Raw genomic sequence first — 25,216 nt, forward strand, 5'->3', positions numbered from 1 at the left:
ACTCCTTATGCAGGGTGGGTACAGTGGGGTAGAACAACGCGACGCAAGGCTGGATGACCCCGCCGAGCGCTACGCAGAAATGGGTACGCTCACGGTCGCAACAGCAACGCGCCCGAGGTCTGGCCGGCCTCCAGCGCCGCATGCGCGGCCGCCGCCTCCTCAAGCGCATAGGTGCCGCCCACCGGCACCCGCACGCCTTCGAGCATGCGTTGCAGCGCCGCCTGTGCGCCGGCGCGGTAGCGCGACAGATCGGCCATGTAGCGGAACACGCCCGGCCGCGCCAGTGCGATGGAGCGCGACGGGCCCAGCGCCGAGAGGTCGATGACGTTCGTTTGCGCATTGCCGACGTCGCTTGCTTGGCCAATGCTCGCCACCATGCCGAACGGCCGCGTCACAGCGATGGACGTTTGCAGCATCGCCCCGCCAACGCCGTCGATGACGTAGTCCACACCTTCCCCGCCGGTGAGTTGCAGCACGGCTTCGCGCACGTCCTGCCGGCGGTGGAGCACGACGTGGTCTGCGCCGTAACCAAGCGCGATAGCCGCCTTGGCCTCGCTACCGACCGACCCAATCACACGCGCGCCCAGGCGCTTCGCCCACTGCACCAGCAGCAGACCCAGGCCACCGGCTGCTGCATGCACGAGCACCGTATCGCCCGCCTGTACTTGGCGTACCCGCGACAGCAGCATGTGTGCGGTGATGCCGCGTAGCAGCGTGGCTGCGACGGTCTCGTCGTCCAGTGCATCCGGCAAGGCGATCGCTCGATCGGCGGGAATATTGCGATGGCTTGCATAGCCTCCAGGCGCGCCGTCCATCAACCCGGCCCACGCTACGCGCTGGCCCACCACAAAGCCGCGCACGTCCGTACCCATTTCTGCGACCACGCCAACTCCCTCCACGCCCAGCACCGCCGGAAACGCCGGCACCGGATACAGCCCGGCACGGTGATACACATCGACAAAGTTCACGCCGACGGCGGTGTGGTGCACCGTCAGCGCATTGGGTGCGGGCGGCGGCAGCATCAGGCTGGCGGGCTGTAAACCCAATGCAGAAGCGGGTTCACGGAGTTGGATCACCTTGGCATGCATGGCAAATGTCCTCGCAGAAATAGGTACGCTTTTCAGTTTCATGACGGGGGGTATTGCTGCCGTCACGTTGTGAAACAAGCGTATTCCGTTCAGAATCACCCGGGAATTCACAAAAACTGACCACCTTCTGTGCAAAAAAGCCCAGATCGGCTCAAGCGTGCACTGACAGGTGCTGCGGCAGCCGAACCTTCTTCTTCCTTGCAGTGGGATGACGTGCGCTACTTCCTCGTGCTGGCGCGCGAGGGCAGCCTGTCAGCCGCGGCGCGGCGGCTGGCGGTGGAACACACCACGGTGGCACGGCGTGCCGAAGCGCTGGAGCAATCGTTGGGTGTGCGCCTGTTCAACCGCCTGCCGCGCGGCTGGCGCCTGACCGCCGAAGGCAGCGCCCTGGCTGAGCGTGCCGAGCGCATGGAACAGGAAGCCGCCGGCTTCGCACGCGCAGCGGCGGGTGCGGGCAGCCTGCGCGGTACGGTGCGCATCTCGGCGCCGCCCACCATCGCGAGCCACTTCATCGCGCCGCACTTGGCAGCCCTGCACCGCCAGTGGCCCGGCATCAACTTGGTCCTGCTGGGTGAGACGCGCAACGCCAACCTGATGGCGCACGAGGCCGACCTCGCCATCCGGCTGTCGCGCCCGACCGCATCCACGCTGGCTACGCGGCCACTGGGTGATCTCGGCTACGGCCTGTACGCAACGCCCGAATTACTCGGGCAACCCGAAGCGGAGTGGGAGTTCATCGGCTACGACGAACGCCTGCGTCACGTGCCGCAGCAGCGCTGGCTGGATGCGTACGCAGGCGAGCGCCGCGTGGTTCTGCGCTGTAGCGATCTGGCCGCAATCCACCAGGCGGCACTGGCCGGACTGGGTGTCGCAGCGCTTCCGCACTTCCTTGGCGCGCCCGCAGAAACGGGTACGCTTTTGCGCCGGTTGCCGGTAGACGACCCTGCGCTGCACCGGGAAATCTGGCTGGCGATCCATCCAGACGTGCGGCGCTCACCGCGCGTGCGAGCGGTCGCCGACACGCTGATCGCACTATTCGACGCGCAGCGACATGTTTTAGCGGGGATTTGAGCGTACGCAGAAACGGGTACGCTTTTTGATGAAGATGAACCGCAAACCCAATGGATATGCGGTTCTCGCACTCCGGCAATGTTGCATGCCGGAGCACGTTCAGGGCACTCAGCCGCCCAGGTAGGCTTCGAGCACGCGCGGATTGCCCAACAGATTTTTCCCGCTGTCAGCCAGCACGATCTGGCCGGTTTCGAGCACGTAGCCGTGTTGCGCGATCTTCAGTGCCTGGCGCACGTTCTGCTCGACCAGGAAGATCGTCAGCCCTTCGGCGTTGATCATGCGCAGGATGCGGAAGATCTCCTGCACGATGATTGGCGCCAGGCCCATCGACGGTTCATCGAGCAACAGCACGCGCGGGCGGGCCATCAGCGCGCGGCCGATGGCGAGCATCTGCTGCTCGCCGCCCGACAGGTTGCCGGCCAGGCCGTCGATGCGCTCCTTCAAGCGTGGGAACAGGTGGAACACACGCTCCAGGTCCGAGGCAACCTGGCTGCGGTCCTTGCGCGTGTAAGCGCCCAGCTCCAAGTTCTCGCGCACCGTCATCGTGGTGAGCGTGGCGCGACCCTCGGCCACCTGCACGATGCCGCGCTGCACGCGTTTGTGGGCCGACCACTGCGTGACGTCCTCGCCCTCGAACAGGATCTGGCCGCGCACCTCGCCCTGCGATTTCGGGATCAGCCCCGACAGCGCCAGCAGCGTGGTCGACTTGCCCGCACCGTTGGCGCCCACCAGCGAGGTGATCTCGCCGGTCTTGAGCGCAAAGTCGATGCCCTTGACGGCTGCGATGTGCCCGTAGGACACGTCCAGCCCTTTGACTTCCAATAGCGTGGTCATGCTGCCACCTCCATACGCGTATCGATCATCCAGCCTGGGTGGCGTCGGTGGCCGGCAGCATTCGCGGCCGTGCGCATCCCCGCTGCGCGGGGCCCCTGCTTACTGCTCATGCTGCCACCTCATCATCATCGTCCCGGCCCAGGTAGGCCTCGATGACTTGCGGATTATTGCGGATCGCCTCCGGCGGCCCCTCGGCGATGATGCGGCCGAAGTTCAGCACGGCAATGCGTTCACACAGGCCCATCACGAAGCGCATGTCGTGCTCGATCATGAAGATCGTGTAGCCGCGCGCCTTGATGTTCTCGATCTCGGCCATCAGGTCGACCTTCTCGCCGGTGTTCATGCCGGCGACAGGTTCATCGAGCAGCAGCAGCTTCGGTTCGGTGGCCAGCGCCCGTGCGAGTTCGAGCTTGCGCTGGTCGCCGTACGAGAGGTTGTCGGCAATGTCGTGCGCCTTGTGGTCGAGCTTGACCCATGAGAGCAGTTCCAGCGCGCGATCGCGTGCGCGGCGCTCGGCGGCGCGGTATTTGGGCAGCGACAGCAGCAGCCCCGGCGCGCTGTAGTCCAGGTGTCGGTGCATGCCGACCACGACGTTCTCCAGCAGCGTCATCTCCTTGAAGATGCGGATGTTCTGGAACGTGCGGGCAATGCCCATCTGCGTGATCTGGTGCGGCTTCCTGCCGACGAGGTTCTCGCCGTTGAAGGTGAGCGAACCGCCCGTGGGCGCAAGCAACCCGGTGATCAGGTTGAACACCGTCGTCTTGCCGGCGCCGTTCGGGCCGATCAAACCGAAGATCGAGCCCTGCGGCACTTCAATGTTGACGTCCTGCAGCACCGACAGGCCGCCGAAGCGCTTGGAAATGGATGCGAGTTTGAGCATGGCGGCCTCAGTGCGATTCATTGGAAGCAGCCGCGCCGGGCATGGTGCCGCCGCGCTTGATGCCAAACCAGCGCGCGAAACGCGCCGGATCCCAGATGCCCTTGGGCAGGAACAGCACGATCACCATCAGGATCACGCCGTTGACGACCAGGCGGAAATCCTTGAACGCGCGCAGCAACTCGGGCAGCAACGACAGGATCAGGCTGCCGAGCACCGGACCCGTCAGGCCGTTGGTGCCGCCCAGGATGGTCATCGTGAGGATTTCCACACCGCGGTCGAAGCCGAATTCGTTCGGGCCGATGAAGAAGGTCAGATGCGCGTTGAGCGCGCCTGCCAGCCCGGCGATGGCCGCACCCAGCGTGAACGCCAGCAGCTTGGTGCCGGCCACGTTGATGCCCATGAGGCCAGCGGCGGTTTCGTCTTCCTTGATAGCCTCAAACGCGCGGCCCACCTTCGAGCGGCACATGCGTGCGAGCACGAACAGCGTGAGCAACACGGCCAGCGCCACGTGCCACCACTGCGTGAGCTGCGGAATACCGTTCAGGCCCAGCGCGCCGCCGGTCCAGTCTTCGGTGTTCAGGATCAGCACGCGCACCACTTCACCAAAGCCCAGCGTGGCCATGGCGAGGTACACACCCGACAGCCGCAGCACCGGCACGCCAATGACGAGCGCCACGACCGCCGGCGCCGCCATGCCGCCGGCCAGCGCCACCGAGAACGGCATCTCCGCGTTCATCGTCAGCAGTGACGCCGTGTATGCACCGATGCCCATGAAGGCCGCATTCGCCATCGCCAGCAAGCCGCACGACAGCGTGAGATAGATGGACAGCGCCAGCAGTGCGTTGATGCCCAGCGTGAGCACCAGGTTGCTGTAGACCGACCAGAAATTGTCGAACCATTCCATGTCGTCGGCCTCCTTATGCCTTGCGTTCGAGTACCTTGCCGAACAGCCCTTGCGGCCGCACCAGCAGGATCAGGAACAGCAAACCGAACGCCACCGCATCACGCATGGTCGAGCCGATGTAGGCCACCGACAGCACCTCGGCAAACCCGAGGAACAGCCCGCCCAGCATCGCGCCACGAATATCGCCCAGGCCGCCCAGAATGATGACCGCGATGCCCTTGTGCAGCATCGGCTGGCCCATCAGCGGGAACACGGCGTTGGAGTACAGGCCGATCAGCACGCCAGACAATCCGCCCAGCGCAGCCGCCGCAAACGAGGTCAGCAGGAATAACCCTTCCACGTTGATGCCGAGCAGCGCCGCCGCCTTGGGCGACTCTGCAATCGCGCGCAGTGCGCGACCGAGTTGCGTGCGCTTGAGCAGCAGCATGAGCGCCGCCATCAGCACGAACGACAGCACGATGATGCCCAGCTCCAGTGGCGTCAGGTGAATGCCACCCAGGTCCAGCGAAGCATCCGACACGAGCCCTGCGGGGAAGCGCATGTTCTCCGCACCGAACACGCCCTGCATGGCGTTATTGATGGCGATGCCCGCACCAATGGTCCCGATCATCGGGATCAGGTGCGGCGCATTGCGGCGACGCAGGGGGCGCAGCAGCAGCACATCGATGATGAGCCCGGCCACGCCGCTGACGACAAAGCCGACAGCCAGCGCCGCCCACAGCGGCAGATCGAAATGGAGGACCGCCTGCAGCGCCGCATAGGCGCCCAGCATGAAGACCGCGCCGTGCGACAGGTTGATCACGCCCAGGATGCCGAAAACCAGCGTGAATCCCAGGGCGAACAACGCATACACGCAGCCGAGCGACAGCGCATTGACGAGTTGCTGTTCCAGCATGATGAATCAGAGTGAGGTGCGGCCGGATGTCACCAAAGCGGCCACAGAAAAAGCGATGGGGCGTAGGTTTAGCTACGCCCCGCGGTTCGGTTCAAAGCCAACCGAAGATTACTTCTCGATCGTGTACTTGCCCGACTTGGTCACGCTCACGATCGGCGTCTGCACAGCGTCATAGCCGGCCGGCTTGCCGCGCGCCGTCACCTGGCGGAACGCAAACGCACCGGTTGCACCCGTGTGCTTGACCGCCGGCAGCGCATCGCGGATGGCCTTGCGGTCGCCTTCCAGGTTGCCGCTGAACTTGACCGTCTTCAGTGCCGCAGCCGCGATGTACATGGCGTCATACGCCTGCGCAGCGAACTGGTCCGGCGCAGCCTTGTACTTGGCGGTGTAGGCGGTGATGAACTTGGTGTTCTCGGCCGTGTGGTTCTCGATCGACCACGGGCTGCCCACCCACAGGCCATCCGACTTGTCCTTGGCCAGGTCGAACACCTTGACCGAGTTCATGCCGTTGCCGCCGATGACCGGCACGTTCAGGCCGAGCTGGCGTGCCTGCACCATGATCGGACCACCCTCGGCAATCAGTGCCGACAGCACGATCGCATCCGGGTTGGTTGCCTTGATCTTGGTGAGCTGGGCCTTGAAGTCCACGTCGCCCTTGGCGAAGGTTTCGGTGGTCGTCACCGGAATCTTCAGGTCTTCGAGCGCCTTCTTGAAGTTGTCGTAGCCGCTCTTGGTGAAGACGTCGTCGTTACCGTACAGCACGGCAACCTTCTTCACGCCGGCCTTCTTCACAACGGTCTGGATGGTAGCCGGCAGCACGTCGGCTTCGGTCACGGAATTGCGGAAGACGAAGTCGCCAATGCTGGTGATGCCGTCTGCCGTGTTGGAGGTACCGAACGCGACGGTCTTGGCAGCCTGTGCGATCGGGTCAGCCGCCTGGGCCGAGTTGGACAGCGTGGGTCCAAACACCATCGCCACCTTGTCCTGGAAGATCAGCTTCTTGAAGACGTTGATGGCCTCTTCCTTCTTGCCCTGCTCGTCTTCGATCACCAACGCGATCTTGCTGCCGTTGACGCCGCCAGCGGCGTTGATCTCGTCAGCCGCCAGTTGGAAGCCGTTGCGGATGGCCACGCCGTACTGGGCTGCACCGCCCGACAGCGCTTCGGCCACGCCGATCTTGATGTCCTGGGCCGCGAACGACGTGCCCGTTGCGATTGCCGCCCCCGCAGCCACTGCCGTCAACAGCAGCTGTTTGATCATTTTTTGCATGCGAACCTGCTCCTTTTTGTCCGTCGCGATTGCCGATGGCAATTTTCGGTCTTTAAGAGTGCGCTGGCCCAACACCGTCGCTCCCCGCATGCGCCCTGCATCGCGTCCGGCCGCGTGCCTGCACGGGTTTCACGCCACGGGAGAACGTGTGCAAAACCGCGAGAGACCTGCCCGTGCGAGCGATGCCGGATCGGGCACGCGCGCATCGGAGTGCGTCGGAGTGTGAAGCGAAGGCGCCATGGGTACAGCGCTCTTGTGCGACGCGCCGGGGTGTCCGGCGCGCGCAGTCAGTCGCGGGACTTTACCGGAAAGCGCACGACCGTGCGATAGGGGATTGTCCGCCGCCCGGCCTGGGGGGCGGATGTTGCGGCGCAATATTGCCTGCGCAACAGCACCAAATCGCCGTCGAGCGTACCCATTTCTGCGTGCCGTGCGGCAACGCGAAATCAGCCCGCAGAAAGCTCGTCCGCGCTCACGAACAGGCCCTTGCCGCGCGACTTGGCTTCGTACAGCGCCTCATCGGCGGCCTCAAAGACCGCGCTCTGCGCAAGCGTCCGGCTGTCGAAACCGGCCAGGCCGATGCTGGAGCCGATCTGCACCGTGATCTCGCCCAGGCGAAACGGCTTGTTGCACGCAGCGAGGACACTGCGCGCGACGGTCTTGGCATCTTCCGGCTGAGAGAGCTGCTCGAGCACCACGGCAAACTCGTCGCCACCAAAGCGCGCCACACAGTCATACGGCCGCACGGCGCGCGCCAAACGCTGCGCGAAGGCGCGCAGCAACGCATCGCCCACAGAATGGCCGTGCGTGTCATTGACTGCCTTGAAGCCGTCCAGATCGAGCAGCAGTAGCGCGCCCACGGTATCGGTCACGCGTGCTTGGTCCAGCGCGGCGAGCAGGCGTTCGTCAAAGCCGGCGCGGTTGAGCAAGCCGGTCAGGTGGTCAGTGGTGGTGAGCGCGCGCAAACGCAGCTCCTGCTTCTTGCGCTCGGTAATGTCGAGGGTGACGGCATGCACGCCGGCCACATGCCCCTGCGCGTCGAACTGCGGCAGGTAGCTGATCTCTTCACAGCGGTACAGGTCGCGGCCGCGGTACTCGCGTTCGAAGACGACGGTCTCGCCGGCCAGCGCGCGCCGCAGGGAGTCACGCAGGATGCTGTAGCCATCCTCGCCCACCACGTCGTGCACGGTCTGTCCAAGCATGGCGGCGGCGGGCCGTCCGTAGGCTTTCTCGTAGGCGGCGTTCAGGAAGCGGTAGCGCTCGTCCGTATCGACAAAGGACACCAGCGCGGGCATGGCGTCCGTGACGGTCTGCAGCGTTTCGCGGCTGCGCTGCAGCTCTTCCTTGGCGGCCTTGTCCTGCGTGATGTCGCGCATGATGGACGAGAAGTGCTCCATGCGGCCGCCCGGATTGCGGTGCGCGATGATCATGTGGTTGATCGGCACGACCTCGCCGGTCACGCCGCGCACGGTGGTCTCGCCAATCCACACGCCGTCGCGCGCTGCGGCAGGCACGGCCACCTCGCGCAGCCAATCCATCGTCTCCGGCGGATAGAAATCGCCGACGGTCAGGGTACGCACGTCGGCCTGCAGCGGGATGCCGGCAAAGCGCCGGCCAGCCGGATTGATGTAGGTGACGTTGCCGTGCAAGTCGGTCTGCGCGACGAAGTCGGTGGTGGAATCGAGAATCTTGGTCAGCACGCGCGAAGCCTGTTCGGCGCGTGCGCGCTCGGTGATGTCTTCCATTGCACCGACGTGGCCGACCACCTTGCCGTCCACGCGCACGGGCGCGGTGTTGACGACCAGCAGGCGCTCGCCGACGCCCGGCACGATCACGCGCTGCTCGGCGCGGTAGCCCGTACCGTGCGCGACAGCGTCATGCCAGTCAGCCTGCGTGGCGTCCTGGTCGTGCGGGTGCAGGCGCGCCAGCCACACGTCGGCCAGCGCCTCTTCATGCGTGGCACCGAGCAATTGGCGGTACGCCTCGTTGGCGTAGACCGTGTGGCCTGCAACGTCGGTGCGGAACAGGCCCATCGGCGATGCGTCATTCACAGCTTCCAGCTCGGCGCGCTGGCGGACCACCTCGCCCATCAGCTTGTGGAACGCGGTGGAAACCGCCTCGATTTCCACCGAGGCGCTGGACAGCTCGAGCGGCTGCCTGTCGTACAAGTCCAGGCGCAAATCGGTGCTGGAGAGCTGCGTCATGGCGGCATGCAGGCGGCCCAGCGGGCGCAGCAGCCACAGCATCGCCGCCCACACCGACGCGCCAATCAGCGCCGCCAGCAACACGAGTGACCAGCGAAAGCGCTGGCGCATGATGAAGAGCTGCCGATTGGCCTCGGCACCGGGCAATACGGCGCCCAGCGTCCAGCCGGTGGCGATGATGTCTTGCGTAGTGACGACGTCATCACCGCCCCCGGGCAGCACAGACGGATCACTGCGGAACGCCGCCGCAATGGCCGGATCGGCATCAAGCGGCGCGAGCGTCTTGTCCGCATCGGGGTGCACGATGTAGACGGGGTGCTCCCCACGCTCGACCAGGTACACGTGACCGGTCTGGCCAACGCGCATGTCGCGCAGGTCACCCAGGAAGTTCGGCTTGAGCAGGTACAGCGACGCGCCGATCAGCCCGACAAAACGGCCATCCTGGTCATGCACGGGCGCCGCCAGGATGATGATGGGCTCACCGCCCACGCGGTTGCGCAGCGGCGCGGAGATGGTCGGTTGGTCGACCACCATGACCTGCTTGAAGTAATCTCGATCGGCAATATCGATGCCGATCACGCCTTCGCGGTACGGCGAGGTCGCCGTTACCTTGCCGTCGGCCGAGGCCAGGAACACGCCGTCGAACAGGCCGCTGGTGGGCAGGATGGCCTCGAAGAAATGGGTACGCTGCTCCGGCGTATCGAACCGCACCGTGTGCATCTGCTGGGCGGTGCGCTCCAGCACGCCCAGGTAGGTGTCGAGCCGCTGCTTGAGATCGTCGGCGGATTCCCGCACCAGCGCGGTCTGCTGCGCCTTGATCTGCGCCATCACCTCGCGGCGGATCGGCTCGCGCTGCGACCAGCCGAACAGGCTCACCGCCGTCACGCTGATGACGGTCGCCATGATGGCCGCCTGCGACTTCAGTGTGAGTTTCATCGAACAGGAACGATAGCCAGCGAGCAGTGATAGGGAGCGCTCACGATAGTGCTATGCCTGCGGGCCGCTGTCGAGTCGCCATCGGGCCAGCGGCGCGCGCGTGCAACGGTCTAGCGACGTGCGCAGACATAGGCGGCCGAACGCGCTGCCAGCGTACCCGGCCGGATGCGCATCCAGTGCGCGCCGGCAGCGGTGCCGGTGTCGAGCGTGGCGCCGCCGGGGTCGCGTACCACGTAATCGACCAGACGGATGCGCTGGCGACGGCAGTCGATCTCCTGGCGCGAGAGGATCATCGTGCCGGGCCGATAGCGTGTGCCGCGGGCACGGCGCTCACCGCGCTTGAGCACAGTACGGGCAAGAAAGGTCTTGTGGCCGATCTGGTTCGAGCGCAGGGAATTGCGGTCGATCGAGGCCGCCACCGACGTCGTCGTCAGATATTCGTGCCAGCGTGCCGCTCGCGCGGGTGCCACCATGCCGATGGCACCAATGCCCACACCACATACCCAGATCCACCGCCACATCATGCGTTTCACGACCGTCAGCCCTGCCCTGCCAAGAAGCGCGGCACCTGCTGCCGCCCGCATACATTGTAACAATCGCGCCACAAGGGGCCGATGAAGGCGCACGAGGGCGCGGCCACGGCCCTCAGGTAGCATGCGGGCAACCTGATTGCGCCATTCGCCATGCCAACCGTCCCGCTTTTCACTCTCGCCGCCCATGCCTTTGCCGCCGTGCTGATCGCCTGTGTGCCGATTGGCGCGTGGCTCTGGCTACGCCGGCGCTTTGACCTGGCATGGCGCGACATCTTCGTGGGTGCGGGGGTGTTCGTCGTGTTTGCGCTGGTGCTGGAGCGCCTGCTGCATGTCTATCTGCTGCAGCTCAATCCGGTGACGGCGCAATGGCTGCGCGCGCCGGTGCTGTTCATCATCTACGGCGCGCTGATGGCGGGGTTGTTCGAAGAGATCGGCCGCTGGCTCGGCCTGCGCTTTCTCACCCGCAAGCCCGGCGATGCGGGCACCCCCGTCGCCTACGCACTCGGCCATGCGGGCGTTGAAGCCTGGCTGGTCGGCACGGCATCGCAAGCGCAGATGGTGATGTTCGGCATTGCCGCCAACCGGGGGGATCTGGACACGCGCCTTGCGGCCAGCGGCGCAGAGTCCATGATCGGCACGATCCACGCGATGCTCACGCAGCTCTCGCCATGGCTGGCCGCGGGTGCGGCGGTGGAACGCATCGCGGCAATGCTGATCCAGTTCACCCTGACGCTGGTGGTTTGGTACGCGGTGCGGCAGCGGCGCTTTGCGATTGTCGTTCTGGCGATCCTGCTGCACGCACTGGCCGACCTGCCTGCTGCGCTGTACCAGGTGCACGTTCTGCCGCTGGCGGTGACGGAAGCTGTGTATGCCGTTGTGGCCGTGCTGCTGGCAGCAACGTGCTGGCCGCCGCAGGGCGGCAGGAAGGTGGGCGAATCGTCGCTGCGTTAGTTGGACGAATCAGTTGGTTCGGAATCGGTCTGGCTCGATGCCGTGCCGGTTGAGCTTGTCGTACAGCGTCTTGCGCGGCACGGCCAGCAGATCGGCCGCGCGTGCGACGTTGCCCTCGGTGGCGCGCAGCGCTTCTTCAATGGTGGTGCGCTCCACCGCCATCATGCGGCCGGCCAGTGAGTGCTGGCTCGCTTCAGAAGCCACCAGACCATCGTCAAGACCGAGACAGAAGCGTTCGGCCACGTTCTTCAGCTCGCGTACGTTGCCGGGCCAGTCGTGGTGCTGCCAGCGCATCATGTCCTGCGCGGACCAGTCCGGCGCGGCGCGGTCGTAGCGCAGGCCGGCCTGCTGCAGAAAGTGGGCCATCAACAGCGGGATGTCTTCTGCACGCTGACGCAGCGGTGGCAGCGCAATCGACACAACGTTCAGGCGGTAGTACAAGTCCGCGCGAAACGCATTGCGGTCTGACGCTTCCTTCAAATCCACCTTGGCGGCGGCCACGACGCGGCAATCGACCGGCACGCTCGCGTTGCTGCCAAGCCGCTCGATGCTGCGCTCTTGCAGCGCGCGCAGCAGCTTGGCCTGCAAGGCCAGCGGCATCGATTCGATCTCGTCGAGAAACAGCGTGCCGCCGTTGGCGTATTCCATCTTGCCGATGCGGCGGCGGTTGGCACCGGTAAACGCGCCGGACTCGTGGCCAAACATCTCGCTCTCGAACACGGACTCTGGCAGCGCCGCGCAATTGAGCGCCACGAACGGCCCGCGCCGCCGGCTGCCCTCGTGGATGGCGCGCGCGAGCACTTCCTTGCCCGAGCCGGTCTCACCGGTGACGAGGATGTCGGCATCCGTCGGCGCCAGCGCGGTGACGAGCCGGCGCACGTTCTGCATGGCGGCGCTCTGGCCGATCAATGGGTACGCCTGCCGGCCCTGCAACGCCTCGCGCAGGCGCAGGTTTTCAGAAGTGAGCCTGCGCTTTTCCAGCGCGCGCCGTACCACGTCAACCAAACGCTCGGAGTGAAACGGCTTCTCCATGAAGTCGTACGCGCCGGCACGCATGGCGGCCACAGCCATCGTCACATCGCCATGGCCGGTGATGAGGATGACGGGCAACTGGCGGTCGTGTTGCAGCATCTCGCGCAGTACAGCCAGTCCATCGCGGCCGGGCAGGCGCACATCGGTCACGACTACCGCGGGCGTTTGTGTGACGAGCGCGGCCAGCGCGCTCTCCGCATCGGCAAAGGACTGCACCGGCACTTCCGCCAGCGTGAGCGCTTGCTCGCAGCCCAGGCGCACCACGTCGTCGTCTTCGATCAGGAAGACGGGCGCGTGGTCGATGGGGGAAGACAGGTCAGAAGAAATGGGTTCAGACATGGGTTCAAACTCAGGGGCCAGCGCGTTCCAGCTCGATGACGAATTCTGCGCCGCCCGCGCCGTCTTCAGCATTGCGGCCTTCAAGCCGCCCGCCGAAATCTTCAATGATGGCCAGCGAAATCGCCAGCCCGAGCCCGAGACCCAAGCCATCGTCCTTGGTCGTAAAGAACGGCTCGAACAAACGCGGCAGCACATCGGCTGGGATGCCTGGGCCGAAGTCGCGCACGGTGATGCGTACCCATTTCTGCGTAGTTTCGACACGCACGTGCACGGCGGCAGATTCCGGTTGTGCAGCCTCGGCCGTCGCATCAATGGCATTGCGGATCAGGTTGACGAGCACCTGCTCCAGGCGCACGGCGTTGGCCCAGACCGCGAGGTCCGCCGGCACCGGTGGTGCCTGCACCGTCACGCCCACCTGACGGCGGCGCGTTTCCACCAGCATCAGCGCCTGGCGGATGGCCTCGTCCACCGAAACCGTCGCACGTGCCGCATCGCCCTTGCGCGAGAACGCCTTGATGTGCGACACGATGCGGCCCATGCGCTCGGCGAGCTGGCTGATGTGCGTGAGGTTGCCACGCACCTCGTCGATGCGGCCGCGCTCGGCGAGCTGGTTGGCGTTGTCGGACAGCGTAGTCAGCGCGGTGAGCGGTTGATTGAGTTCATGCGTGATGCCCGCTGCCATCTGGCCGAGCACGGCGAGCTTGCCTGCCTGCACCGCGGCATCGCGCGTTTCGCGCAGGATGCGCTGCGCAGCGTCGAGCGCCTCGACCTTGCCGGCGAGTGCGGTGTTGGCGGTTGTCAGTTCAGCGGTGCGCTGAGCGATGCGTGCTTCCAGGTCGCGCTGGACTTCACGCAAGGCGGCGCGTGCACGGCGTTGTTCTTCGCGTCGGCGAGTACGCAGGCGCAGCGCGACAAACACGGAAAAGACCAATGCCATCGCAAACGCGGCGCTGGCACCGGCTACCAGGGCGGTGCGCTGCTCGTCGCGCGGGTCGATCAGCACGGCGACCTGCCAGCCAAGCAGGCCCACGGGCCGGTACTGCACACGCAGTGTCGACACCGATTTCCCGGGCAGCGCGACGCGCACAGTCTGGGGCGGTTGGTCCGCAGAAAAGGGTACGCCCCCAGCTTGGGAGTCGAGTGGCGTCAGGGTATGCGGCGCGTACTGGCGCGTCGCATCAAGAGCGGTTTGCTGTTCGGGGCTCAGCGTGCCGAGCGTGCGGTACTTCCACTCGGGTACGGAAGACAGAAAGATCACGCCATGGCGATCCACCAGCAGCACCGTATCGCCGCTGCGCGAGAGTGATGCCTCGAAGGCGTCCAGATTCACCTTCACGACCACCACGCCGATCGGCTTGGCACCTTCGCGTACGGGGGCCGCGACAAAGTAGCCGGTCTCGCCCGTCGTGTTGCCCACGCCGTAGAAGCGACCCAGGCCCTCGCGCATGGCCTCGGCAAAGTAGGGGCGGAACGCGTAGTTCTGACCGACGAAGGAGGTCGGCAGATCCCAGTTGCTGGCCGCGATCGTGAGGCCCGTCGTATTGATCAGGTGAGCGGCAGCCAGATCGGTGGCTGCCTGGACTTCTTTCAGATAGGCATTGGCAGCGCGACGCATGGTGGCGTCCCCCGCCTGCGGGCCTTCCAGCAGCGCAACGTGCAGCACGTGTTCAAGCGCCGCCAGCCGTGGCAAGGATTCATAGCGCGCCAGCGTGCTGCGCAGGTTCTGCGCATAGAAGGTGGTGCGTTGGCCGGCTTCTTCAGCGCGCGTGGCAACGTAGCGCTGCAGGGCGATGGAATAGGCACCCCACCCTGCCGCCACGCAGCACGCGGCCATGGCCAGCGCAACGGCCAGCCGCCAGCCACGCCCGCGTACGGGGTGGGCAAGGTCAGCATGACCGTCGGATGGGTGCATGGATCAGTGTTCGATACGGGAATGCTCGCGAGTATCGCGCATGAACACGTACACCAACAGCGACACGGCGATCGTGCCCGTCACATACCAGTAGAACAACGACTCATGGCCAATCTGCTTGAGCCACAGCGCGATGTACTCGGCCGTGCCGCCAAAGATCGACACCGTGAGTGCATACGGCAGGCCCACGCCCAGTGCACGCACTTCCGCGGGGAACAGCTCGGCCTTCACCACCGCGTTGATCGACGTGTAACCCGAGACGATCACCAGCGCGGCCATGATGAGGAAGAAGGCCGTCCACACGTTGGTGGTCTGGCTGATGCCGGTCAAGATGGGCACCGTAAACAGCGTACCCAGCACGCCAAACGCAATCAGGATCGGGCGACGGCCGATGCGGTCGGACAACCCGCCCACGATCGGCTGCAAGATGGCAAACAACAACAGCGTGGCGCCGGACACCAGCGTAGCCTGGTCCTTCGACAGGCCCACCGTGTTGACCAGGAACTTCTGCATGTAGATCGAGTACGTGTAGAACGCGACCGTACCGCCCAGCGTCAGGCCCACCACGGTAGCCACCGCACGCGGGTGCTTGGCGAGTTCGGCCAGCGTGCCGCGCTTCTTGTTCTCTTTCGCGGCGGTAAAGGATTGCGTTTCTTCCATGTGCGAGCGCATGCGCATCGCAATTAGCGCACACAGCGCGCCGATGAAGAACGGAATGCGCCAGCCCCAGGCCTCCAGCTGCTCATGCGTCAGCACAAACTGCTGCAGCACGATCAGCAATGCCAGCGCCACCAATTGCCCGGCGATGAGCGTGACGTATTGGAAGCTGGAGAAGAAGCCGCGGTTTTCCTTGTTGGCGACCTCGCTCAGGTACGTGGCCGACGTGCCGTACTCCCCGCCAACCGACAGGCCCTGCAGCAGACGCGCCAGCACCAGCAGCACCGGTGCCGCAACGCCGATGGTTGCGTAGCTCGGCGTGAGCGCAATGATGAGCGAGCCCAGGCACATCAACACCACCGAGAAGAACAGCGCGCGTTTGCGGCCATAGCGGTCGGCATAGATGCCCATCAGCCAGCCGCCCACCGGGCGTGCAAGAAAGCCGACGGCGAACACCGCAGCGGTATTCAGCAACTGCGCAGTCTGGTCGCCCTTGGGGAAGAACGACTTGGCAAAGTACAGCGCAAACGCCGAGTACACGTACCAGTCGTACCACTCAACCAGGTTGCCGACAGAGCCGGAGAAGATCGAGCGCAGACGGCGACGGACGTCTGCGGGGGTGTCTTTGACGGGGGCTTGGGCGGGCGTGAATTCGCCCGTGACCGCGCCAGCCTGGGGCTGAGTCATGGTGTCTCCTTGGAGCGTTGGCGGCGGTCTTTGCCCGTGACACGTCGGCACATACAGAGGTGCGCGACGTGCGAGCGGCCCGCCGGTTTATGGGTGGTCGCTCTTACTCAAGAAGCATTCCATGTAGAACGCGGACGCGGCAGTCCTCCGCAAATGCCGTTGATACAAGGCTTTGCGGGAGATCACCTGATCAGAGGCACGCGGTGGAAGTGTGCGGTTTTCCAGAATCAGCCGCGCATTCTGTGCGAAAACCCGCACGGCCGACCTGGGGCAATCGTCAAGACAAGTCAGGCAGCCACGCCCAGCGGGATGGTGTCATGAACCAGTGGGTCCACCTCGCTCACCACCACGTCCACCATCTCCTGTGTGGGTAGCAGACCCATGCGCTTGGCTAGGTACGCCTCAAAGTCAGCACGCACTTCTGGATGGCGCAGCGCAAATTCAACGGTCGCCTGCAGGTAGCCAAATTTGCTGCCGCAATCGAAGCGCTGGCCACGATAGCGATAGGCCAGGATCTGTTCTTCCGCCAGCAGACTCTGGATAGCGTCGGTCAACTGCAGCTCGCCGCCGGCACCTGGCGTCAGGTTGCGCAGATGATCGAAGATGCGCGGCGTCAGGATGTAGCGGCCGACCACGCCCAGGTTGGACGGCGCATCCTTCGGTGCGGGCTTCTCGACGATGCCGTCGAGCTTGATCAGACGATCGTCCCATTCGCGACCGGCCACCACGCCGTACGAACGCGAGGCTTCCGGCGCAATCGTCTCGACACCGACGATCGAGCAGCGGTAGTGGTCGTACAACTCGGTCATCTGCTGCATGACGGGGGGTTGGTGGTCCAACAGATCGTCCGCCAGGATCACCGCAAAAGGCTCATCGCGTACCAATTTCTGCGCACACAGCACCGCGTGGCCTAGGCCCAGCGTTTCAGGCTGGCGCACATAGAAGCACTCCACGCCTGGCGGCTTGATCGACTGCACCATCTCCAACAGTGCGTGCTTGTTCTTGGCCGCCAACTCCGATTCCAGCTCATACGCCTTGTCAAAGTGGTCTTCAATCGCGCGCTTGGCGCGCCCAGTGATGAAGATCATCTCCGTAATGCCCGCAGCGGCCGCCTCTTCCACCGCATATTGAATCAGCGGCTTATCGACGATCGGCAACATCTCTTTCGGGCTGGCCTTGGTGGCGGGCAAAAAGCGCGTACCGAGCCCCGCCACGGGAAACACGGCCTTGGTGATCTTCTCGTTCATGACAACTCCATCGGTGAGACGTAGCGTCATGAGCAAGTCATATGCCTACCGCTCAGCCCTTTGGTGGAGCGGGGTGAGCGCAGCGCGGCAATGTTCGCGCTGCCTTGCGGCAGGTCTTTCCTACAACCGATTGCAAGTCCGCCGAGCCAACTTTCAGCGCCGAAAGTCGAAAAGCGTACCCAATTCTGCGTACGCTTCAACGCTCGCTCGGGGCACCGTGGGCCAGTAAGTACACGCCAACGGCGCGTCAGGAGGAAGGTTTGACCCAGCCGCGCACGACCGGCGCGGCCCGCTCCGGCGTACGGCGGTAGGCGTCGATCTGGGTACGCAGTTGTGTGACCTCGGCTTCCAGCGCGCGGATGCGTTGGCGCAATTGGTCGGCCTCGCTCTGCGTCTGCTGGCGCACGGCATCGTTCTGCAGTCGCAGGAAACGCTCGGTGCCGGCTAACGCGCTGGCGGCGCCTTCCAGGCGCGTGACGGTCTCGAAGGTCTGCTCCAGGCGCTCAAGCGTTGTGTCAGTCAGCTTGGGCGGGGTGGTAGGTGCTGTGGCCAGCGCCTCCCCAAGGCGGCGCTCCAGATCGGCCATTGCCGCCTGAAGTTGCCGGTTGCGCGCCGCTTCGTGCTCCAGCGCCCGTTCTGCCACTTCGGCACGGATGCGTGCCTCCATCCACTCCGCGCCAGCACCGGGCGCGCCGATGGCGCGTGAGGCCACCCGGTCTCGTTCTTCACGGGCTGAACGGCCGGCTGGCGCCAAAAGCGTACCCGTTTCTGCGAGCGCCCACGGGATCGGCCAAGGCTCCACCGCATCCGCCGCAGGACCGCCAGACACATCACCCCGCCCCCGCGCACGATCCACCGCCTTCTGCAGCGTCGTGTTGCTGGGCCGGCGCTGCACACCGGCTTGTGCCAACCACTGCGTATACCGGCGCGCGCCATAAACGCGACGCGTCACAACGTGGACCGCCTCAATCACTTCATCAAGGAAGACCGCGTTGTCATGCGGGAAAGCGACGTCCAGCCGCTGGACCGCATCAACGATTCGCTGCTGCTGTTCGGTGGAGAAATGAAGACCGGGTCTAGCCATGGTGGACGTTCTTGATGTTCATATAGTGTACATTAAGGGTTAAAAACATCAATCTAATCATTAAATCAATCATTATTTTTATTGAGATGATATGAAGTTGCAGACGCGTTTTCACGGCCAGCATGCGACACAGGCACCTCAAAATACGTTTCTGGCAGCGCTTTCGTCGGTGAATGGTCCGTCGCCTGGCTAGCCGCGCAGACTGCATTTCCGCACGCAGAAATGGGTACGCTCGGCCCCCTGGAGGCTCCAGAACCTGGCGAATTGGGGAAAAAAAAAGCGCCCCTGAGGGCGCTTTCGATGATCCGAGGAGGCGGTTACAGCAATGCGATATCTAGGCCAAAGCGGCTTTTCAGCGCTTCCACCAGGGATTCACGAGCAGCTCGATCTGCCAGCTTCACATCCAGCATGACGCGGCCGGAATCCCACTCCTTGATTGTGCCGAGAAGATCACCTTCACTGCTGCGAATCTTGTACTGACGACTGACTTCCTTGACCTTTCGGGTACGCCCCTCCTGGGCCACTTTTCGGATCTGCTCAACATCCCGGCTCGACAAACCTTCTTCCAGCACCCGATGGACGAGTTCACGTGTGCGTTCCTCTCCGGCGCTCTTGAAGTACAGCGTTAGTTCGTAGCCCGTCGCGATCCCGATCCCCGCCGGGCGCTCTTTCATGACATCCAGCACGGTTTCCGGCAGCTTCAGCAGCGCCAGGGTCTTATTCACCGTACCGGCTGACACACCGGTAATCTCGCAAATATCTTCTTCTTTTTTTACTTTTCCTTCGTCCAGCAACTGGCGCCAGGCAATCGCATTGTCGAGCACAGACTGACCCGAGCGCTGCTCGTTCAGCACGAACGACAAACGATAGAAATCAATGTCAGACAGACCGTCTTCAACGAAGCAGTCCATCTCAGCCTTGCCCGCTGCGGCCAAGGCACGCTTGCGGTAGTGACCGTCGATCAGGACATACCAGCCCGGTCTAGCGGGATCGGGTGCAGCCAAGCCGGGCGTTTGCTGTCCGTGCGTGGCAATCGAAGCTGCTCGTTCCTGCACGATCTGCGGATCATAGATACGCCGGGCGTTAAGCGGATTTTCCTGCAGGCGATCCAACGGAACTTTGATGACGCGGCGCTCGGAAGTGTTCGCGGGGGCAGGACTTTCAGCGCTGAAAGCGGGAGCCGCAGGCTGCCCGAGCAGGCCTCGCGGATGCGAGGTGATGGCCTGCTCAGCCAGCGCAAACCTGTCAACTGGCGCAGCTTTGGTCTTCTCCGCCGCAATGCCCGCCAACATCCCATCCTTGAGCGATTTCAACTTCGCGCTCATACGCGTTCCTCCTGCAGCAACTGCAACACCTCGTCGACCATGATGTCGACTTCATTGACCGCTTCCCGCGCGCCCTGCACGCCGTGCACCGTGGCACCGATTGCCTGGCATTCACGGAATGCGGATCGCGAACCGATCATGGAATCCATCAACGGAATATCGCCATCATCACCAAGAATTTCGATTGCTTGTTTGGCGAGTGATACACGTCGCTGAACCATATTGGCCAGCACGCGAATCCGCAGCGTCTCGTTGGTCACCTGTGCTTGCTGGGCGAGCGCCTTTGCAGCCACCGCAGCCCAAAGATCGGGTGGCGAAGGCACAACTGGAATCAAGGCAATGTCGGAAATCAGCAACGCGCTCGACGAGGAGGGAGAATGCACCGCAGGCGGACAATCCACCACGATGTAGTCGTAGTCCCCCACAAACTTGCGTACCTCTCGATGCATTGCGCCGCCTGAGGGCGCCAGCCCAATGACAGAGGCAGGGAAAGGCTTGTCGTCTGAGGCCTGTGCAGCCCAGCGGGTCGCCGTCCCTTGCTCATCCATATCGACCAGCAGTGTCTTACTACCTCGCAAGCCGAGAGTTCCGGCGATGTGCATGCTGACCGTGGTCTTGCCGCATCCGCCCTTCTGATTGAATACCGTTACGATCTTGGCGCTCACTGGTCCTCCACTTTCAGCGCTGAAAGTCAGTAGCGCTCATCTTAGGGAAGAGGACGTAAAAACACAAGATCAATAAAATTCAATTTATACAAATTGGAATATGAGGGCCCGCATGCACAGACGACCTTCAATTCAGCTAAATTGAGATGTAAATGCGGCCTTTAGCGCATAACCTCACGCGTTCAGCCCGGCATCTGCGTGCTTCCTAGGTGTTTACCAGTGTGCAGAAAAGCGACATTGCAAAAAAATGCCGACCATCGACACTGTGCCCCAAACTGGTTATGATGCTTAGACAGTCGTCTGAAGACTTTGTCTACGCAGGATTCGGAATCAGCCGGACTCTTCGTGCGATGTCCGGATCGGCTGGATGACTTGTATTTTTTGTTTTTTTAAAGGAATTTTTGCATGGCCTCGGGTACTGTCAAATGGTTTAACGAAACCAAAGGCTTCGGCTTCATCACTCCGGACGGCGGCGGCGCAGATCTGTTTGCGCACTTCTCCGAAATTCAGGGTTCGGGCTTCAAGACCCTGAAGGACGGCCAGAAGGTCTCGTTTGAGGTGAAGCAAGGCCCGAAGGGTCTGCAAGCCTCGGCGATCAAGCCGGAATAAGCATTTCGGGCTGACCGCCTGAGATGAAAAAAGGGGAGCTTCGGCTCCCCTTTCTTTTTGCCCGCAGCAAATTTTGCTTCAGGCCAGCTTTCGCACACTGGTACGTGACGGCTGCAGGATCAGCGATTTCGACGAATCCGCGTCCACCTTGGCGTCCGGATAGACCACCAGCACGTCCTTCAAGGCCTTACGGAACAGCGCACGGAATTTCCGCTCGCTCTCCGTCTCGGTACCAAACTGCATCTGCAGGGCTTCCCACGGGATCTCCGTGCGCTTCTGGATCGTAAAGAAGCGATAGGTGAGCCACGAATACACGTCGAGCGCAAACGGCGATTGCTTAAGCGCTTTCAACGCCCGCATATCCACCGGCACAGGGCGATTCACAAGCTCGTTGAAGAACGGCTCGGACAGCACCACGAAGCTCTCGAACATCGAGCCCTGGCCTGGCTGCATCGGATCCCACCAGGTCGACAGTTGATCAGCCAGCAGATAGCCGATGCGGTCGATCGATAGCGGTTCCTGATTCTGATTTTGGGTGGGCGCCGACTTGTTCTGCACGATGGCAATGGTCGCCGAGAACAGACGGATCATCTGCTGGCGAACAAGCGTCATGGTGCCCCGTTTGCCCCCCGTGGCCATCGGAATGCCGAGGTTGTACATGAACTCGGACAACGAGTTGCCGAGCGAAATACGCCGGTCTTCCACTGTCCCTTGGAACTCGCCGCGCTTCTTCTTGGCCATGATCTCCTTGCCTATCCAGGCCAGCATCAGCCGCGGATATGAGCCATAGGGATAGCCGAAGGATACGGTCTCCGAGACGATGCGCTGCCGGCCATTGGTGGCCCGCTCCGAGCGTTGCTGCGTGAAGTACCCGGGCTGAATCATCAGCGAGATGTTGCCGCTGGAGCGCGTCCAGACCGGTGGCGATCCTTTGGGCGCCCGGTAGGGGAGGGTGACCTGAACGCTGGCGCGGCTGAGGAAACCGACCTCACCGCTTTGCCAAGCGTCTTCGCGTTCCATCGCCTGGGCTTCATCGAACAGGCGTTGGAACTTCTCCGGTGCGGCAATGACTTGCCCTCCCGAGGGGACGATGATGCGGCTGGGCGAAGTGTCGTCCGGCTTCCCGTTGGGTGTAAGGCGTTTGGTGACCATGGTGCGCAAGATTTGTTCAGAGCCTTTGTACTAAAACGCCTTCGGCTTGTCACGCAGAATTGGGTACGTTCTCTGATTTTCACTCGTTGTTGCGGGAAGGGCATCGGTGGGCAACCTGAAGGGTTGTCCACGGAAGACCTTTCCTCACTACAAGTTATCTATACCTTCTACGTTTACTACAGGTAAACCGTATACGCGCCCCGCAAAGCCTTGTCAGCACTGGGTTTAGGGGGTGATTTTGTACCCGATTCTGCGAAGGGGCGAACCTGATTCTGCGTGTTGGCGTACCCGCTTCTGCGCGAAACCGTACCCGCTTCTGCGCAAAGCCCGTTCCCGTTTCTGCGGGGACAACATGGGGTTGTCCACAGTGTTATCCACAGAAAATCGATGGGGACGGTCGAAATTTGCGCTGTCTCAGGCGACGCGTACCCGTTTCTGCGGCTGAAACAGCCAAAATTCGCGCGTGCGGGCCCAAAGCGTACCTGTTTCTGCGTACCAACTGGCAAGTGGCTCGCATTCATGCGTACCCAATTCTGCGCGCGGTTGAACAACGTATGCTCCTGGGGCCCCCGCATTAAAGCGATCTGCAAAGAAGCAAGCACACGCTTCAAGTCATCTATGTCGAATTCGTGCGTACCTGTTTCTGCGGAGCGTTGGGTGGCGGTAGTGTCGATGCGCAGCCTCCCGAATTGCCATTCGTGCCGAGAAGCAGAACTTTCATCGCTGAAACTTGAACGTGCCCGCACGGATGCAGGCCGGCTGAGCAGGCATCGTCCTGCGCGACCGTACCTGTTTCTGCGGGCAAAAAACCTTATTCGCCAACGGCTTGGCTTGCACGACAGCACGGTAGGCGAACCCGTTTCTGCGGACAGGAACGCAGAAACGGGTTCGCTTTCTCATGCTGTGGAGGAACTCCCCCTTCCGCAGAAATAGGTACGCCCAGCCCGCGAGATCTCCGCAGAAACGGGTACGACCTGCCTGCATCGGAGAATGGGCTACGCCGCAGAAACAGGTACGCCACTTCTTTCGGATTTACGCAGAAACGGGTTCGCATCGTCCGCAACTGCGGATGCGTCTTGCCGCAGAAACGGGTACGCCTGGGCATTGAGATTCACGCAGAAATGGGTACGCCTGGTCATCATCACCTCAATTTTCGCGAGGCGAGAGGTTTTCTCAGCGCAAGGCGTACCTGTTTCTGCGAACTGGCACGCAGAAACGGGTACACCAATCGCCAGCCAGATCGCATCACATTGCGATTTCGCAGAAATGGGTACGGTTTCTGCCATACGGCGGGCCGTGTTCGGGTAGACGGACACGCGTGGAAGGACGCGTGCAGACGGCCTGTGTTTCGGGCATCATGCGCATCCCTCGCGCCGGCCAGCTAGCACTTGGCCGGCGCGTTCTCCATCATTTCGTCTGAATGCACAGTATTTCGATCGGCCTGCTTTGGCGCGTTGGAATCTTGTTCAGAGTAGCCTCGCCCCGTGGTGGGCGTGCATCGGGGGGACCCTGCCCTACCCTGGGCTGGCCAGCGATGACACTTCACAACAAGAGGAGACAACCCGCATGACCTGGCTCGCGCGCACCTTCAAGCTCGAGGAACACCAGACCGACGTCCGCACGGAAGTGCTGGCTGGTCTGACGACGTTTCTCACGATGGCGTACATCATCTTCGTCAACCCGAACATCCTGGCCGATGCGGGCATGCCGCACGACGCCGTGTTTGTTGCCACCTGTATCGCTGCGGCGATCGGCACGATCATCATGGGGATGTATGCCAACTACCCGATTGCCATGGCGCCGGGGATGGGCCTGAATGCGTACTTTGCGTACGCCGTGGTCAAGGGCATGGGCTTTCCATGGCAGGCGGCGCTGGGCGCGGTGTTCATCTCCGGCTGTCTGTTCCTGCTGGTGAGCGTGTTCCGCATCCGCGAGATGATCGTCAACGGGATTCCGCATTCGATCCGCGTGGCGATCACGGCGGGCATCGGGCTGTTCCTGGGGATCGTGTCGCTGCGCGGCGCGGGGCTGATCGTCGGCAACCCGGCGACGCTGGTGACGCTGGGCGATGTGCATCAGCCCTCGGTCATTCTGGCGGTGATCGGCTTCTTCCTGATCGTGGCGCTGGACCACCTGCGCGTGAAGGGCGCGATCCTGATCGGCATTCTGGCCGTGACGGCGGCGAGCTTCTTCTTTGCCGGCAACACCTTCCACGGCGTGGTGTCGATGCCGCCCTCGCTGGCGCCGACGCTTCTGCAGCTCGACATCATGGGCGCGCTGTCGGTGGGCATTCTGAACGTGGTGCTGGTGTTCTTCCTGGTGGAGCTGTTTGACGCGACCGGCACGCTGATGGGCGTGGCCAACCGCGCGGGCCTACTCAAGCAAGGCAAGATGGACCGCCTGAACAAGGCGCTGCTGGCCGACAGCACGGCCATCATGGCGGGCTCGCTGCTGGGCACGTCGTCCACGACGGCGTATATCGAAAGCGCTTCGGGCGTGCAGGCCGGCGGCCGCACGGGCCTGACCGCGCTGACAGTGGCTGTGCTCTTCCTGCTATGCCTGTTCTTCTCGCCGCTGGCTGGCGTGGTGCCCGCCTATGCGACTGCGCCCGCACTGCTGTACGTGTCTTGCCTGATGCTGCGCGAGTTGGTGGATCTGAACTGGGAAGACACCACCGAAGCCGTGCCAGCCGTGCTGACCGCGCTGATGATGCCGTTCACGTACTCGATCGCCAACGGCGTCGCCTTTGGCTTCATCACGTACTCCGGCCTGAAGCTGTTCACGGGTCGCATGCGCGAGGTGCCGATCATCGTATGGATCATCTCGGCGGTGTTCCTGTTCCGCTTCTTCTATCTTTCGGGCGGGCACTGAACACCCAGTATCGCTGACCGGCAATCAAAAAACGCGGACCTTCGAGTCCGCGTTTTCTATGCCCGCGTGCC

Annotated in this window: 22 protein-coding genes; 5 read left to right on the forward strand and 17 right to left on the reverse strand. The window is 63.3% G+C overall.

Annotation, left to right across the window (positions count from 1 at the left end):
- Positions 1–89: 89 nt before the first annotated feature.
- Complete coding sequence (locus PI87_RS04535; protein ID WP_039596510.1) at positions 90–1,088, reverse strand: zinc-binding dehydrogenase; 999 nt, start codon at positions 1,086–1,088, stop codon at positions 90–92.
- A 198-nt stretch (positions 1,089–1,286) separates the two neighbouring features.
- Here PI87_RS04535 and PI87_RS04540 point away from each other — a divergent pair, with 198 nt between their 5' ends.
- Positions 1,287–2,159: a LysR family transcriptional regulator gene (locus PI87_RS04540; RefSeq protein WP_039596511.1), complete on the forward strand. Its 873-nt coding sequence runs from the start codon at positions 1,287–1,289 to the stop codon at positions 2,157–2,159.
- Positions 2,160–2,267: 108 nt separating this feature from the next.
- Here PI87_RS04540 and PI87_RS04545 read toward each other — a convergent pair whose 3' ends face one another.
- The 7 genes from PI87_RS04545 to PI87_RS04575 form a co-directional block, all read right to left on the reverse strand.
- A complete protein-coding gene (locus tag PI87_RS04545; protein ID WP_039596512.1) occupies positions 2,268–2,993 on the reverse strand; it encodes an ABC transporter ATP-binding protein in 726 nt (241 codons plus the stop codon).
- Between the two features lie 106 nt (positions 2,994–3,099).
- Positions 3,100–3,873, reverse strand: a complete 774-nt coding sequence (locus tag PI87_RS04550; RefSeq protein WP_039596513.1) for an ABC transporter ATP-binding protein — start codon at positions 3,871–3,873, stop codon at positions 3,100–3,102.
- A gap of 7 nt (positions 3,874–3,880) precedes the next feature.
- Positions 3,881–4,777, reverse strand: a complete 897-nt coding sequence (locus PI87_RS04555; RefSeq protein ID WP_039596514.1) for a branched-chain amino acid ABC transporter permease — start codon at positions 4,775–4,777, stop codon at positions 3,881–3,883.
- 13 nt (positions 4,778–4,790) lie between these two features.
- Entirely contained in the window at positions 4,791–5,672 is an 882-nt protein-coding gene (locus PI87_RS04560) for a branched-chain amino acid ABC transporter permease (RefSeq protein WP_039596515.1), read from the reverse strand.
- A gap of 108 nt (positions 5,673–5,780) precedes the next feature.
- Complete coding sequence (locus PI87_RS04565; protein WP_039596516.1) at positions 5,781–6,941, reverse strand: ABC transporter substrate-binding protein; 1,161 nt, start codon at positions 6,939–6,941, stop codon at positions 5,781–5,783.
- A 446-nt stretch (positions 6,942–7,387) separates the two neighbouring features.
- Positions 7,388–10,081, reverse strand: coding sequence for a sensor domain-containing diguanylate cyclase (locus PI87_RS04570; RefSeq protein ID WP_039596517.1), 2,694 nt, complete (start codon positions 10,079–10,081; stop codon positions 7,388–7,390).
- A 110-nt stretch (positions 10,082–10,191) separates the two neighbouring features.
- Positions 10,192–10,605: a surface-adhesin E family protein gene (locus tag PI87_RS04575; RefSeq protein ID WP_232313949.1), complete on the reverse strand. Its 414-nt coding sequence runs from the start codon at positions 10,603–10,605 to the stop codon at positions 10,192–10,194.
- Between the two features lie 159 nt (positions 10,606–10,764).
- On the opposite strand from PI87_RS04575, the gene PI87_RS04580 reads away from it, so the two are divergent.
- On the forward strand, positions 10,765–11,565 hold the full coding sequence (locus PI87_RS04580; RefSeq protein WP_039596519.1) for a YhfC family intramembrane metalloprotease: 801 nt from the start codon (positions 10,765–10,767) through the stop codon (positions 11,563–11,565).
- Between the two features lie 9 nt (positions 11,566–11,574).
- On the opposite strand, the gene PI87_RS04585 is transcribed toward PI87_RS04580, so the two are convergent.
- The 5 genes from PI87_RS04585 to PI87_RS04605 all read right to left on the reverse strand — a co-directional run bounded on the left by PI87_RS04585 (position 11,575) and on the right by PI87_RS04605 (position 18,391).
- Positions 11,575–12,936 carry a sigma-54-dependent transcriptional regulator gene (locus PI87_RS04585; protein ID WP_039596855.1) on the reverse strand — a complete coding sequence of 454 codons (1,362 nt, stop codon included), beginning with the start codon at positions 12,934–12,936 and terminating at the stop codon, positions 11,575–11,577.
- Between the two features lie 10 nt (positions 12,937–12,946).
- Positions 12,947–14,848 (reverse strand): sensor histidine kinase, encoded by a 1,902-nt coding sequence (locus PI87_RS04590; protein WP_039596520.1) that lies wholly within the window; start codon positions 14,846–14,848, stop codon positions 12,947–12,949.
- A 3-nt stretch (positions 14,849–14,851) separates the two neighbouring features.
- Complete coding sequence (locus PI87_RS04595; protein ID WP_039596521.1) at positions 14,852–16,192, reverse strand: MFS transporter; 1,341 nt, start codon at positions 16,190–16,192, stop codon at positions 14,852–14,854.
- 287 nt (positions 16,193–16,479) lie between these two features.
- Positions 16,480–17,439 (reverse strand): UTP--glucose-1-phosphate uridylyltransferase GalU, encoded by a 960-nt coding sequence (gene galU / locus PI87_RS04600; RefSeq protein ID WP_084209886.1) that lies wholly within the window; start codon positions 17,437–17,439, stop codon positions 16,480–16,482.
- A gap of 247 nt (positions 17,440–17,686) precedes the next feature.
- The gene (locus PI87_RS04605) at positions 17,687–18,391 is read right to left on the reverse strand and encodes a DNA-binding protein (RefSeq protein WP_232313941.1); all 705 of its coding nucleotides are present in this window, start codon (positions 18,389–18,391) and stop codon (positions 17,687–17,689) included.
- A 3-nt stretch (positions 18,392–18,394) separates the two neighbouring features.
- Here PI87_RS04605 and PI87_RS29520 point away from each other — a divergent pair, with 3 nt between their 5' ends.
- Positions 18,395–18,538 carry a hypothetical protein gene (locus tag PI87_RS29520; RefSeq protein ID WP_232313942.1) on the forward strand — a complete coding sequence of 48 codons (144 nt, stop codon included), beginning with the start codon at positions 18,395–18,397 and terminating at the stop codon, positions 18,536–18,538.
- Between the two features lie 302 nt (positions 18,539–18,840).
- On the opposite strand, the gene PI87_RS04610 is transcribed toward PI87_RS29520, so the two are convergent.
- Positions 18,841–19,848 carry a ParB/RepB/Spo0J family partition protein gene (locus tag PI87_RS04610; RefSeq protein WP_039596523.1) on the reverse strand — a complete coding sequence of 336 codons (1,008 nt, stop codon included), beginning with the start codon at positions 19,846–19,848 and terminating at the stop codon, positions 18,841–18,843.
- Positions 19,845–20,513 (reverse strand): AAA family ATPase, encoded by a 669-nt coding sequence (locus PI87_RS04615; RefSeq protein WP_039596524.1) that lies wholly within the window; start codon positions 20,511–20,513, stop codon positions 19,845–19,847. The genes PI87_RS04610 and PI87_RS04615 overlap by 4 nt, the downstream gene beginning before the upstream one ends.
- Positions 20,514–20,918: 405 nt before the next feature.
- Here PI87_RS04615 and PI87_RS04620 point away from each other — a divergent pair, with 405 nt between their 5' ends.
- Entirely contained in the window at positions 20,919–21,122 is a 204-nt protein-coding gene (locus PI87_RS04620) for a cold-shock protein (protein WP_021193171.1), read from the forward strand.
- A 78-nt stretch (positions 21,123–21,200) separates the two neighbouring features.
- Here the strand turns inward: PI87_RS04620 and PI87_RS04625 are convergent, their stop codons facing one another.
- Both PI87_RS04625 and PI87_RS28980 read right to left on the reverse strand, forming a co-directional pair.
- Positions 21,201–22,274, reverse strand: a complete 1,074-nt coding sequence (locus tag PI87_RS04625; RefSeq protein WP_039596857.1) for a replication protein RepA — start codon at positions 22,272–22,274, stop codon at positions 21,201–21,203.
- 995 nt (positions 22,275–23,269) lie between these two features.
- Positions 23,270–23,560, reverse strand: coding sequence for a hypothetical protein (locus PI87_RS28980; protein ID WP_157003076.1), 291 nt, complete (start codon positions 23,558–23,560; stop codon positions 23,270–23,272).
- A 280-nt stretch (positions 23,561–23,840) separates the two neighbouring features.
- Here PI87_RS28980 and PI87_RS04630 point away from each other — a divergent pair, with 280 nt between their 5' ends.
- Positions 23,841–25,145 (forward strand): NCS2 family permease, encoded by a 1,305-nt coding sequence (locus tag PI87_RS04630; protein ID WP_039596525.1) that lies wholly within the window; start codon positions 23,841–23,843, stop codon positions 25,143–25,145.
- Positions 25,146–25,216: the final 71 nt, after the last annotated feature.

Origin of the sequence: Ralstonia sp. A12, from assembly GCF_000801955.1 — a bacterium.
Taxonomy (GTDB): Bacteria; Pseudomonadota; Gammaproteobacteria; order Burkholderiales; family Burkholderiaceae; genus Ralstonia.

Bases quoted from the DNA above. Each gene is read 5' to 3' on its own strand.
- PI87_RS28980 (WP_157003076.1), bottom strand. From the start codon at position 23,560: ATGGCAGAAACCGTACCCATTTCTGCGAAATCGCAATGTGATGCGATC.
- PI87_RS04590 (WP_039596520.1), bottom strand. From the start codon at position 14,848: ATGCACCCATCCGACGGTCATGCTGACCTTGCCCACCCCGTACGCGGG.
- PI87_RS04610 (WP_039596523.1), bottom strand. From the start codon at position 19,848: ATGAGCGCGAAGTTGAAATCGCTCAAGGATGGGATGTTGGCGGGCATT.
- PI87_RS04550 (WP_039596513.1), bottom strand. From the start codon at position 3,873: ATGCTCAAACTCGCATCCATTTCCAAGCGCTTCGGCGGCCTGTCGGTG.
- PI87_RS04570 (WP_039596517.1), bottom strand. From the start codon at position 10,081: ATGAAACTCACACTGAAGTCGCAGGCGGCCATCATGGCGACCGTCATC.
- PI87_RS04575 (WP_232313949.1), bottom strand. From the start codon at position 10,605: ATGATGTGGCGGTGGATCTGGGTATGTGGTGTGGGCATTGGTGCCATC.
- PI87_RS04560 (WP_039596515.1), bottom strand. From the start codon at position 5,672: ATGCTGGAACAGCAACTCGTCAATGCGCTGTCGCTCGGCTGCGTGTAT.
- PI87_RS04630 (WP_039596525.1), top strand. From the start codon at position 23,841: ATGACCTGGCTCGCGCGCACCTTCAAGCTCGAGGAACACCAGACCGAC.
- PI87_RS04620 (WP_021193171.1), top strand. From the start codon at position 20,919: ATGGCCTCGGGTACTGTCAAATGGTTTAACGAAACCAAAGGCTTCGGC.
- PI87_RS04585 (WP_039596855.1), bottom strand. From the start codon at position 12,936: ATGTCTGAACCCATTTCTTCTGACCTGTCTTCCCCCATCGACCACGCG.
- PI87_RS04625 (WP_039596857.1), bottom strand. From the start codon at position 22,274: ATGGTCACCAAACGCCTTACACCCAACGGGAAGCCGGACGACACTTCG.
- PI87_RS04595 (WP_039596521.1), bottom strand. From the start codon at position 16,192: ATGACTCAGCCCCAGGCTGGCGCGGTCACGGGCGAATTCACGCCCGCC.
- PI87_RS04555 (WP_039596514.1), bottom strand. From the start codon at position 4,777: ATGGAATGGTTCGACAATTTCTGGTCGGTCTACAGCAACCTGGTGCTC.
- galU (WP_084209886.1), bottom strand. From the start codon at position 17,439: ATGAACGAGAAGATCACCAAGGCCGTGTTTCCCGTGGCGGGGCTCGGT.
- PI87_RS04565 (WP_039596516.1), bottom strand. From the start codon at position 6,941: ATGCAAAAAATGATCAAACAGCTGCTGTTGACGGCAGTGGCTGCGGGG.
- PI87_RS04535 (WP_039596510.1), bottom strand. From the start codon at position 1,088: ATGCATGCCAAGGTGATCCAACTCCGTGAACCCGCTTCTGCATTGGGT.
- PI87_RS04580 (WP_039596519.1), top strand. From the start codon at position 10,765: ATGCCAACCGTCCCGCTTTTCACTCTCGCCGCCCATGCCTTTGCCGCC.
- PI87_RS04545 (WP_039596512.1), bottom strand. From the start codon at position 2,993: ATGACCACGCTATTGGAAGTCAAAGGGCTGGACGTGTCCTACGGGCAC.